At 59.0% G+C, this 11536-nt stretch carries 10 protein-coding genes, 1 pseudogene and 1 riboswitch; of the genes and pseudogenes, 2 read left to right on the top strand and 9 right to left on the bottom strand.

Translation table 11 applies throughout. From position 1 onward, the window contains the following. Positions 1-5 precede the first annotated feature (5 nt). Positions 6-2132, bottom strand: a complete 2127-nt coding sequence (locus BLR80_RS09470; protein ID WP_092079196.1) for a TonB-dependent receptor plug domain-containing protein — start codon at positions 2130-2132, stop codon at positions 6-8. 169 nt (positions 2133-2301) lie between these two features. Then, positions 2302-2489: riboswitch (cobalamin riboswitch) on the bottom strand. A 283-nt stretch (positions 2490-2772) separates the two neighbouring features. Next, entirely contained in the window at positions 2773-3438 is a 666-nt protein-coding gene (locus BLR80_RS09465; RefSeq protein ID WP_092079193.1) for a transposase, read from the bottom strand. Between the two features lie 195 nt (positions 3439-3633). Between BLR80_RS09465 and BLR80_RS13330 the strand changes: the two genes are divergently transcribed. After that, positions 3634-3765, top strand: a complete 132-nt coding sequence (locus tag BLR80_RS13330) for a hypothetical protein (RefSeq protein ID WP_281241637.1) — start codon at positions 3634-3636, stop codon at positions 3763-3765. 41 nt (positions 3766-3806) lie between these two features. On the opposite strand, the gene BLR80_RS09460 is transcribed toward BLR80_RS13330, so the two are convergent. The 7 genes from BLR80_RS09460 to cobM all read right to left on the bottom strand — a co-directional run bounded on the left by BLR80_RS09460 (position 3807) and on the right by cobM (position 10851). Further along, a complete protein-coding gene (locus BLR80_RS09460) occupies positions 3807-4937 on the bottom strand; it encodes a hypothetical protein (protein ID WP_143012130.1) in 1131 nt (376 codons plus the stop codon). Positions 4938-5038: 101 nt separating this feature from the next. Continuing rightward, positions 5039-6415 carry a cobyrinic acid a,c-diamide synthase CobB gene (locus tag BLR80_RS09455; protein WP_092079187.1) on the bottom strand — a complete coding sequence of 459 codons (1377 nt, stop codon included), beginning with the start codon at positions 6413-6415 and terminating at the stop codon, positions 5039-5041. Then, positions 6412-7755, bottom strand: a complete 1344-nt coding sequence (gene cobA, locus BLR80_RS13250) for a uroporphyrinogen-III C-methyltransferase (RefSeq protein ID WP_245691456.1) — start codon at positions 7753-7755, stop codon at positions 6412-6414. The genes BLR80_RS09455 and cobA overlap by 4 nt, the downstream gene beginning before the upstream one ends. After that, positions 7752-8561: a precorrin-6A reductase gene (gene cobK, locus BLR80_RS09445; protein ID WP_092079183.1), complete on the bottom strand. Its 810-nt coding sequence runs from the start codon at positions 8559-8561 to the stop codon at positions 7752-7754. The genes cobA and cobK overlap by 4 nt, the downstream gene beginning before the upstream one ends. A gap of 3 nt (positions 8562-8564) precedes the next feature. Further along, positions 8565-9278, bottom strand: a complete 714-nt coding sequence (gene cobJ, locus BLR80_RS09440; protein ID WP_245691463.1) for a precorrin-3B C(17)-methyltransferase — start codon at positions 9276-9278, stop codon at positions 8565-8567. 11 nt (positions 9279-9289) lie between these two features. After that, positions 9290-10069 (bottom strand): cobalamin biosynthesis protein, encoded by a 780-nt coding sequence (locus BLR80_RS09435; protein ID WP_092079177.1) that lies wholly within the window; start codon positions 10067-10069, stop codon positions 9290-9292. Then, entirely contained in the window at positions 10066-10851 is a 786-nt protein-coding gene (gene cobM, locus BLR80_RS09430) for a precorrin-4 C(11)-methyltransferase (protein WP_092079174.1), read from the bottom strand. Before cobM ends, BLR80_RS09435 begins: the two co-directional genes overlap by 4 nt. Positions 10852-11443: 592 nt before the next feature. On the opposite strand from cobM, the pseudogene BLR80_RS13455 reads away from it, so the two are divergent. Beyond that, a pseudogene (locus BLR80_RS13455) lies at positions 11444-11536 on the top strand (IS3 family transposase); the annotation flags it as partial.

The raw sequence follows: 11536 nt of genomic DNA, 5'->3' as shown, positions 1-11536 counted from the left end.
ATTCCTTAAAAGGTGCATTGCAGGCCGACCACGATGTTGCGGCCCGGCTCATAGATCCAGGTTTCCTGGCTGGAGCGCAAATGGCTGCGGTAGCCGCGGTCGAGGAGGTTTTTCACGCTGAGGTTCAGGTCGATGGCGTCAAACATCGCCCAAGCGCCGAGATTGAGCCCGGCGTGCAGGTCAAACGTCGTATAGCCCGGCGTCTCGTCTTCGCTGTCCGACACATTGCGCTGGCGGTCGTAGAGCGTGGCCTGGGCGCGCAGGCTGTAGCGCATGCTGTCGGTCAGCGGCGCGGCGTAACGCAGGCCAATGCGGCCGTTGAGCGGGGCGATGGCACTAAGGTGCTCGTGAGTGTCGCGGTCCTTGCCTTCCACCCAGGCGATGGCCGTTTCCAGATCGAGGCGCGACGTCAGGTGGAGGGTGGCTTCGGCATCGATGCCGTACAGTTCCGCGTCCTCGACGTTGACGTAACCATAGGTGGGGATATTGGCGAGGAACGAACTGTCCTGCTTGACCAGATCGATATAGTCGTCAACACGGTTATAAAACACACTGACATAGCCGCTGGCGCGGGACGATAGGTATTTGAGGCCGAGGTCGGCGTTGTAGCTATATTCGGCGTCGAGGTCCGGGTTGCCGATGATCAGTTGGCTGCCGCCGCCACGGGTGGAATAGCGTTCAAACAGATCCGGGGCGCGAAATGCCGTGGCCAAGTTGGCGGTCAGATGCAAGGTGTTGCTCAGGGCATAGAGCGAGCCGAGGCTGAAGGTCATGGCCTGATCGGTTTCGCGGGAGAATGCGTTCACCGCCTGCACCGTGGTGGCACCGCTGCCGCCGTAGCTGGTCTGACTCATGGTGACATCGTCGGCATCGGCTTCAAAGTAATCGTAACGGCCGCCGAGGGTAAGGCGCCAGCGCTGCGTCACCGTCACCTCGTTCTGGGCGAACAGCCCCACATGATCGCGCTCGCCATCCGGCACCGGCTGAAAGCTGAGCAGTTTTTTCAGCGCATCGTTGGTGGTGGTGAAGGTTTGTTGCGATTCGTCGGAATCCGTGGTTTCGTGAACAATCTCCAGGCCAGTGGTCCATTGCTGGTTGCGGCCCGGCGCAAAGGTGGCCTGCAGCGAGCCGCCGCTGGCCGTGGTGTCGATGGTGTTCTGCTTCAGGTTGTGGAGCTGTTTGGCCGTGTTGGGGAAATCGCCGACAAAGCGCCGTTTCTGGTCGACGTGGAACAGGCGCGTTTCCAGGCGCTGCACCGCGCCCAAATCTGTGCCGACATAAGCCAGTTTGTAGGTGCGGGTGTTGTACAGGGTGAAGTGCGATTCCGGCGCCTGCGGGTCTTTCTGCGCCACGCCCATGTCGTTGATGTCGTTGATGCGCAATTCAGCCTGGACGCTGTGATGGTCGTTGACGTTGTAGAGGGCTTTCAGGTCGAGGCTTTTGTTTTCAAACTGGCTGTGGGGTAGCTCGTCGCCGTCGCCGACTTCATAGTCGTCGTGATCCTGAGCCGCCACGTTGAGGCGAATGCCGAGACCGTGACCGCCGGCGTTGACCGTATAGTTGCCGACCAGGCCGTCATCCACCGACGAATAGCGCGTGCCGATGTGGTGCTCGGCCTGCCAGCTGTCGCCGTCGGCCAGAGCCACCTCCTTGGTGATGATGTTGATGACGCCGCCGAGGGCATCGCTGCCGTAGAGCACAGAGGAGGGGCCCTTGACCACTTCGATCCGTTCAATGTCGTTGCTGTCGATAAACGGCGTCAGCGGCGCGCGACCCGCCCACAGGTTGGTCTCGCGGTCGCCGTCGAACAGCACCAGCACCCGGTTGGTGCCCATGCCGCGAATGGTCGGCGTGGTTTCCCACGGCCCGGCGCCGCTCAGGGTCACACCGGCCACGCCGTCGAGCAGGTCGGTGAACGTAGCGGCATTCTGCTCCTGAATCTGTTGCTGGTTGACGACGCTGATCGTCACCGGCGTGGCAAAGGCGGAATTCTGCGAGCGGGTGGCCGTGACCACCATGTCATCGAGCACAAGGCTGTCCGTCGTCTCATCGGCAAACACCGTGGAGATATTGGGTGTCATGCCGAGCAGGTAGAAAAAAAGGGCATAAAAAATGGTGTGGCGGTTTTTCATCGAGAAGCGCTCCTTGGTTGATTGCACAACATTGGATAAAAACGGGGAGGCTTCAGACAGATTTCAGGCGTGGCGGAAAACAAAAAAGCCCGTAACCAGACGGTTACGGGCTCCCATTGTGACCCTTGACCTTGCGCATGCCGACCGAATCATCCCCTTCGGTATAAATGACATCAAAACCACGACAGCAGGTCTTCTGACTCCCGGATCGTCCTTCAACCGCGCCTTCCCGAACGGTGGTTCAGTGGCGTTGTGCGATTGTTGTCCCCGGTTACAGCGGTGGGTCCGTTCCCGATTTGCACGGGATTCCCTTTTCAGCAGCCGCGCGGGCTGAACACTGTTGTGGCAAACTATTCAGTTGTCGGTGGCGGCCTGTGGCCGCCCGTTTCCTGTCGGCGAACCTCCTGAAGGGTGGTTTTACGCGCTGGGCTGAAGATGGCGCTTTTTCAGGGCACGGCCCCGGAACTATAGAGGAGTTCGGCTGCTGACCGCAACCGCATATTTGCGGTCATGACCGAGCCGCCACGCCGCATCGGACAAGAGGCTCAATGTTCCGTGCGGCCAGTGTTCGGGTGGAGATCTGATATCGGTTTCTTCAGGCAACAAACCCAGCCAGGGCTTCTGGCGCAGAGGCCAGATGCTAAACCAGGGGACGCTCCCCGGTTTTTCTTGGCCTGCCCGGTTTGCGGGGCCTTAGCGTTGTCTTCAATGTCTCTTCCATCTTATCGATAAACCCCTCAGAACCGAACGGACGACCTGCCCGGGTTACGCTACGCAAGCTGTCTTCAGCTTTGTCGTCACTTTGCATGATAAAATCAGCATAGGCTGACCTGTCTTTGCAAGCAAGCCAAGAGGGTGAATGTAAAAGATCATCACAGCCAGAGGTGAGATGAGCCCTGGCGCTGGACCAGCGGTAATCTTCCGCCTTTTTTACTGTGCCCGATTTGACCGCGTTCTGTTCGATATATCGTGCCACCGTCCACAGATAGTCATCCTGTTCCACCAGACATGAAAAGAACCGGTTTTGCCAAATACGACCGTTTTGCTTCAATTTGCGATTGAGATATTGCGTATAGACTTGATTTGTCAGGCCGATGCCGCGAGCCAGTGAGTCCTCTTTCTCGGGAACAACGAGCAAATGAACATGGTTGTCCATCAAAACAGTAGGCCCAAATCTGCAAAGAAAACGCCTTGCTGTATTTTGCCAGCAGTTTGAGGTATTGCAGTCGGTCTTCATCGTTAAAAAAGACGGTCGCGCGGTTGTTGCCGCGCTGAGTGACGTGGTGGGGATATTCGGGAACGACAATGCGGGCTATTCTTGGCATGGGAGAAGGATAGACTGGTTTTGTGTTAAAAGCAATTTAATTTGGAGGGTGTCCCTTGTTTCCTCTCGTTTCTCCCTACTTTCTTGACTGATTACAGTCGTTGTCACATATTCATAGTGATTTTTTCGGTCTACTGTCTGGTTCATCTTTAAACCCCATTTTTGAAGGAGGGCGAAATGAGCCACAAAGACGACATGGACAATCATTCAAACCAACTGAACCCGAACAACGATGCCTACTGGGAGTCCAGAGGCGAGGACGAGCGGCCTGAAGATTGGGAAGATCGTTCAAGTGAAGACCTGGATTAAGTAAGAAAGAGTAGAGAGGAAGGGGCGTGGTCCCCTTCCTTTCACTTTTCAATGATGGCGTTGCAGTGAATGAGATGCCAGTTTGAATAGCTCTCAAACCTGACAAGAAGTTCTTTTTCCGGGAGGTCTTTTTTTGTCTCTTCGAAGAATTTTTGAAGAATTCTGGCTCCTGCATATCCGTCGCAAAGCAACTGCTTCTCAATTTCCCGGTTTTCTTCCGATGGATAGATCTCGGAAGGAATCAGTGCGTCTATCCAGGTTCTGAGTGTATGAAACTCAATCGGCTTGCCTTGGTACTTGGCACGTTTGAGCTGCCGCATTCTGTTTTCCTTATCGACTCCGGCTTCGGCTTGGTATTTGGCCGTCTCCTCATCAATCAAGCCTTGTTTGGACAGTTGTACTCTCGGCATGTTGTCCGCAATGTCGTCAAGGCTTTGATACCAACCGCGAGAAACAAGATTGTCAAAAAAATAACTAAAGAAGCGTTTGACCGGGGCCTGCACCTTATTTTTTTCAAAAGTCGGAAGAATGATGTTTGAGAGTTTTGGTTCTTTGACTCCGTAGTAGATCCACAGGCATTCAACTTCTGCCATCGCAAGAAAGTAGATGAAGCGCTCAATGAACAGCCAAGCCAAGGCTGGTTTCATTTCTGAAAAATCCTTGCTTTCGTCAACCAAATTTTTAAGGGGATGGGGCAAGTTGAACTTGGGCGCCAAGACCTCTGAGACGAATGTTTTAAAGTGGCCAAAATGTTTGTCTTCTTCCAATTGATGTGCTGATTCCGCCATTACCAACCATTGTACAGCATCGGAAAATATCTCTCTCAACGTATGAGGTAATAGTGCATCTTCATGCATCAAGATGCCTTGGCTGAAGAGTCTCCATTTGTAGGCATCAGATTTTGCAAGAGGGGATTTTTCAGTTACGAGTCGAAATTCCTCTTTAAACTCACCGTTACCGAGCTGAGTCATGTGTTCAATGATCTTGTTGTAATCTTCTTCAGGAACATCATCTTCTCTGAGCCATTTGCGAACCGTCGGTTCTTTCTTGCCAACGATTTTTCCTGATTCCACACGGCCAAGTTTTTCGATGTTGAACTTTAAACAAGAACAAAAGAAGTCTGGTGAAGGCAGGAGCATTTTTATTTTTCCTGTTGTCAGTTTTTGGGTCAAGCTACAGCGCCATTAGAATTTAAATATGGTAAGTTGGGGGGGGCGCTCAGGATAGAGGATATTCATCTTCACTTTTCTAGTTTGAAACAGTCAGCTAACTTTTACAACATGGAAACTAAATTGTCTAAAGCCTTGGTCGATGAGGCCAGATGCAAATGAACATAGCTCACTAAAACCTGCCCCCGACTATACCCTTCAACACGCAGCGACCCATCACGATTGGTGCGTGCCTGATAAACAGCTTCCCAGTCCAGATTTACCAACGGATCATCACACAATTCTGAATAGTGAAACTCATGGCCACGCAGTCGTGTGCCAGCAGCACCAAACAACGTAGACCGCTGCAAGGTCACCTCCATATACCCGAGACGCTGGCGCCGAGAGCGCATTCTGGTCCAGCTTGGCAGGATGCCGACAAATGGCCAGTTTTTTTCTTCTTCCTGCAAACCCTGACTGAGATACATCAATCCGCCACATTCGGCATACACAGGTCGTCCACTGTTGCAGAAATCCCGGATGCTGGTGAGCATGGTGTGATTGCATGACAGCTGCTCGGCATGCTCTTCCGGGTAGCCGCCGCCGAGGTAGAGGCCGTTACAATCGGCGGGCAGTTTTGCGTCGACTAGCGGAGAGAAAAACACCAACTGCACGCCGCGTTGTTCCAAAGCATCGAACAGGTCCTGATAGTAAAACTGAAAAGCGGCGTCGCGGGCAATGGCCAGGCGCACCGTGCCATTTGCGACAACTTTGACCGGGGGCGCTGGCGGTAGCGGCGGCAGTGATGGCGCGTTGTGTGCCTGTTGCAACAGCTGGTCGAGGTTGAGGTGCTGCTCGGCGGCTGCGGCGAGTTGCTGGATGAGGGCAGCGTTCCATGGGGTTTCCGTGGCGGAGACCAGACCGAGGTGGCGGCTGGGCAGGGCGGGCAGGGCGTTGCGCGGTACGGCACCGAGCAGTGGTGGCAGGCTGGCGGCCTGCAATGCCTGGGTGAGCAGGGTGGCGTGGGAGTCGGAGCCGCAGAAGTTGGCGATCACTCCGGCCAGGGTGATGGTGGGCTCAAAGCTGACGTAGCCGTGCACCAGGGCGGCGAGGCTGCGGGCCATGCCGTGGCTGTTGACCACCAGGGCCACGGGGGCTTGCAGCCAGTCGGCGATCTGGGCGGTGCTGCCGTCGAGGCTGGTCGGGCTGCTGCCATCGTAGAGGCCCATCACCCCTTCGATGATGGCGATGTCGGCAGCGGCGCTGCGCTCGGCAAACAGGCGGCTGACGTAGTCGCGGCCGCACATCCAGCCGTCGAGGTTGTAGCACGGGCGGCCCGATACCCGGCTGAGGTGGCCGGGGTCGAGGTAGTCCGGCCCGACCTTGAAGGTCTGCACCGTGAGGCCGCGTTGACGTAGCGCCGCCACCAGCGCCAGAGTCAGGGACGATTTGCCAACGCCGCTGTGGCTGCCGGCGATCACCAGGCGTGGACAGCCGCTCAAAATTCCACCCCCTTGCGTGCCGGAATGCCTTGCTCAAAGGCATGCTTGACGGGCTGAATCTCGCTGACCGTGTCGGCCAGATCGATGAGGGCGGGCCCGGCATGGCGGCCGGTGAGCACCAGGGTCAGCGGGGCCGGGGCGCGGCGCAGCACATCGACCACCTTGTGTTCGTCGAGCAGACCCCGCGCTACGCTGCCGCACACTTCGTCGAGGATGATCAGGTCGTGATTGCCGCTGAAGATGGCGGCTTCGGCACGGGCCAGCCCGTGCTCGGCGGCGTCACGGTGTGCGGCGTACAGGGGATGCTCCGGCTTGGGCACAAAGCCGAGACCGCATTGTTCCAGGGGTACGCCGAGGCGCTCCAGCGCCGCCAGTTCGCCGACATCGGGGTCGTTTTTCATGAACTGGAGGATGCGTACCCGCTGGCCGTGGCCGACGGCGCGCAACGCCATGCCGAACGCGGCGGTGGATTTGCCTTTGCCGTTGCCGGTAAAGATGAGGATGTTGGTGCGTGCGCTGTCATCCTGCGGCGTGGTGGCGGACGCTTTGGGTTGTGGCTGTGCTGATGTTGCTTCCGGCGTCAGGCGGCGCTGGAACCAATCCAGGCGCTCATGCAGTGTCACCACGTCGCCAACCAAGATCACCGCCGGGCTGGTGACGCCCTGTTGGGCCACCTGTTGTGGTGCATCGGCCAGGGTGGCGATGAGGGTGCGTTGCTGTGGGGTGGAGGCATGGCTGACCACGGCCATCGGCGTGTCGGCGGCGCGGCCATGGCGGATCAGCTCGTCGCAGATGGTGGCGATGTTGGTCAGCCCCATGTAAAACACCAGGGTGCCGTGACCGCGACCGAGGGCGGGCCAGTCGATATCGCGCTGGGCGTTTTTGCGCGTGTTGACGTGGCCGGTGACCAGGGTGACGCTGGTGGTGAAGTCGCGGTGGGTCAGAGGGATGCCCGCGTAGGCTCCGGCGGCGAACCCGGCGGTGACGCCCGGCACCACTTCAAACGGAATGCCCGCCTCGGCCAGGGTGTCGATCTCCTCACCGCCACGGCCGAACACAAACGGATCGCCGCCCTTGAGGCGCACCACCACCTTGCCCTCACCTGCTTTCTCCACCAACAGGGCATTGATCTGCTCCTGGGGCAGGGCGTGATGGCCCATGTTTTTGCCGACGTAGATCTGTTCCGCTGCCGGGGACACATCGCCCAACAGGGCCGGATTGCACAGCCGGTCGTAGAGCACCACATCGGCGCGTTGCAGGCAGCGCTTGCCTTTGACCGTGATCAGGCCGCTGTCGCCGGGACCGGCACCCACCAGATAAACCCGCGTTGTTTTATTCACTTCATTTCTCCAATCTTTGAGACCGTTGAGACCGGGCAGCACTGCTGGAGGGCTGCGACCAGCCGGTCCATGTCGTCAAATGTATTCTCCGTTGTTTCGTCGGGCCGTTGCACCACGATCACCCGGCACTGTTCCAGGCGGGCGGCTGCGAGCTTTTCCGCCACGCCACCGGCGCGGCCACTGTCCTTGGTGACCAGCACGCCGATGTGGTACTGGCGGATCAGGGCGCGGTTCTGTTCCAGACTGAACGGGCCACGCCCGAAGATGCGCCCGTTGTCCGCTAACCCGGCCTGCTCGCAGGCGGCCACGGCTTCGGGATGATTGAGCATGCGGGCATAGAGTGCGATGCCGTTGTGCTGGGCCGCCGCCACATAGGGACCGAGATGACGCGAGCCGGTGGTGAGTAGCACCGGCCGCCCATCAGCGCAGGCCAGCTGGGCCGCTTCGTCATGATCGAGGGCCGTCACCACGTCGCCGGACGCCTCCACCAAGGCCTGACGTTGATAGCGCAGGTAGGGGCGCTGGCTGTGCGTGGCCGCATCGCGTGCCGCCTGATGCACGTCGCGGGCATAGGGATGGGTGGCGTCGATGACCGCCATCATCCGCTCTTGGTCGATCAACGCAGCAAGCTGGTCGCGGTCCAAACGACCGCAGCGGCGGTGGATGGCCGGATGATCACCGACAGCGAGAGCGGCATCCGTGGCCGTCGACACCAGCACCTGATAGCCTGCCGTGGCCAGTTTGACGGCCAGGGGCGCGGTTTCACTGGTGCCGCCGAGCAGTAGAATGTGGGGGGCGTCATTCATCCGTTATTCCTGTTCGCGATCTTTTTTTTCATAGTAGCCGCGCGGCGTCACCATGCGGCCATCCATCACGCAGGTAGTGGAGTTGCCGATGATCACCACCGAGCGCATGCCCACCTCCTGTTCCAGCAGATGGTCGAGGTCGGTGAGCACCACCTGCTGATCGGCGCTGCCCACAGCCGTGGCAATGCCAACCGGCGTGGTGCCGGGACGCTGGGCGCGGAAAATGCGCGTTGCCTCTTCGAGCTGCATCACCCGCTTTTTGCTGCGCGGGTTGTACAGCGACACCACCAGATCGGCGGCGGCCACGGCTTCGAGGCGGGTGACGATCATCTCCCACGGCACCAGCAGATCACTGAGGCTGATGGTGGCGCTGTCGAGCATCAGCGGTGCGCCGAGCAGGGCCGCTGCCGAGTTGGCTGCGGTCACACCGGGAATCACCTCCATGGCAATGTGGTCGCCATCGGCCGCCGCCATCTCCATGGCCAGCCCGGCCATGCCGTACATCCCGGCATCGCCCGATGAAATCAGCGCCACCCGTTTGCCTGAGCGGGCCGCATCCAGGGCGGCGCGGCAGCGCTCGGACTCTTTCATCATCCCCGAGGTGATCACCTGCTGATCCGTGATCAGGTCGGCAATGCTGTCCACGTAAGGGCCGTAACCGACGATCACCTCACTGGCGCAGATGGCCTCAGTGGCGCGGGCGGTGCGGTCGGCAATGCTGCCGGGGCCTAAGCCAACGAGGGACAGTTTTCCCGGGCAATGGCCACGGTGATGCCGTTGAAGGCTGTTTTCTGAAGTAGTAATGACGTCCTCCGTCCTGCAAGTAGGGCCGCGGGTTCACTCACCGCGGGCAGTTGTACGTGACTGGCGACAAACTCCGAATGGCCGAACGGCCGCGTGCTGTGGCGGATCAGGTCGGAGTCGATCACCCGAAGCGGGATGTTGAGTTGCGCTGCCGCTTCCAGCAGCCCGGCCTCCTGCGCCTTAACATCGGCCGTGGCGAGCAAGCGCACCCGCTCCAGCGGCAGCTCCAGCCCGGCCAAGGCCGTGGTGACAGCGGTGACAATATCGGCGGCGCTTTTACCTTTGCGGCAACCGATGCCGACGATGAGATCCTTGACCGCCTCGGTGGTGGTGGAGATCACTGGTTCCGCGCCGGTGATATTGGCCACGGCAATGGCCAGATCATTGGCACCGCCCTCATGGCCGCTGAGCACGCTCATGGCGTGGCGCGCGCCGACATCAAGGCACACCACGGCCGGATCGCGCAGTTTGCTGTCGACCAGCGGGGCAATAGCGCGCACCACCACGCCGCATGGTGCCACATACACCAGGCCTTCGTAGCGGCTGAAAATCTCACCGGTCAGGGCGACAACCCGCTCAAACGGCGTCACGCCGGGCGGGGCGGCAATGGCCTGATGCAGGTACTGATCCACGGCCATGTGGGAGGCAATGCGCTGCATCACCTTGAGACCTTGCGGTGAAAAAGTGATCACGGCCGTGGTCATGACTCGGCTCCGTCGCTGGTTTCAGCACTGCCATCGGCGCTACGATAGCCGTGGCTGAAGTGGCGGTGATACAGTTTCGACACCGGAATGTCACGGGATAAGGCCGGGCCGACAATGATCATGGCCGTCTTGGTGATGCCCGCCTCCGTCACCTTGGGCGCGATATCCGTCAAGGTGCCCTCGACGATCATTTCATCCGGCCAACTGGCGCGAAAGATCACGCCGATAGGGCAGTCCGCGCCGTAATAGGGGATCAGCTCATCCGCCACCGTGGCCAGCTTGTGCACCGACAAAAACAGGCACAGGGTCGATTCGGTGCGCGCCAGCTCGGCCAGCTCCTGCTTGGCGGGCATGGGCGTGCGTCCCGAGGTGCGGCTGAGGATGATGGTTTGGGCGATCTCCGGCGCTGTCAGTTCAGTCTTGAGCGCGGCCGCCGCTGCCTGAAAAGAGCTGACGCCGGGCACCACCTCGTAGTCGATACCGAGGCGGTCGAGGACGTTCATCTGCTCACGGATGGCACCGTAGATGGCCGGGTCGCCGGTGTGCAGGCGGATGACGTCGGTATTTTGTTGCTGACCGCTGACGAACACCGCCTCGATCTGCTCCAGGGTCATGGCCGCGGAGTCGTGCAGCTCGGCGTCCTTGGGGACCAGGCCGACCACTTCCGGGCTGACCAGGGATCCGGCATAGACGCAGATGCGGCACTGGCGCAGCAGGCGCTGGGCCTTGACGGTGAGCAGGTCCGGGTCGCCGGGACCGGCGCCGACGAAGATCACTTTCATGGGGTTCTCCTTGTTATGCTATTTCGTAGTAAACTCGGGACTGTCCCAAGCCCTATCTGGGGCTGTCCCAGATGTTTACGGGCTATGGAACAATGGCGGTTTGCACCGCAACAGCCTGGGACAGTCCCGGTTTTGCTGCTTTTTCCCTTTTAAGTTAGCTTCTTTTTTAACTTTCCTTTGTGGTTCGTTTTGTTGAGCTGGTTGCTCTGGCGAACCTTATCCGTTCTTGTTGTTGGTGCCCACATGACGTGGGAGTGCGCTCCCACACCCGCCTTCATTTTCTTTGTGTCGACAAAGAAAACGAAGCAAAAGAAAGCGACCCACTGTTACCGCCTGCCTGAAGGCAGGTTCCTTCCGTTCCACGCCCAGATGGCGCGCGCTGAAAACTCGGACTTCGTCCTCAAACAGTTCATCGCTTTCTTCGCCATCTGGTCGCTGCACTCCAGCGGCAACAGAAGGGGGAGGGGCTGGATGCTAAATATGGAGCGGCGCCGGTTTTCTTGGACACTGATTTGGGGTAATGTCCCCGTGTCCAAGGAGATTAACAATGACCAAACAGAACCAGAACGAAACCGTCACAGGACCGTTGGCCGAGGGGCAGCGCTGGAGTGCCGCCCGCAAGCGTGAAGTGGTCCTACGTCTGCTGCGGGGCGAATCCGTTGATGCGCTATCCCGCGAACTGAGC

Origin of the sequence: Desulfuromonas thiophila, from assembly GCF_900101955.1 — a bacterium.
Classification (GTDB): Bacteria; Desulfobacterota; Desulfuromonadia; order Desulfuromonadales; family Desulfuromonadaceae; genus Pseudodesulfuromonas; species Pseudodesulfuromonas thiophila.
This window is presented reverse-complemented; position numbering and strand designations above follow the sequence as displayed.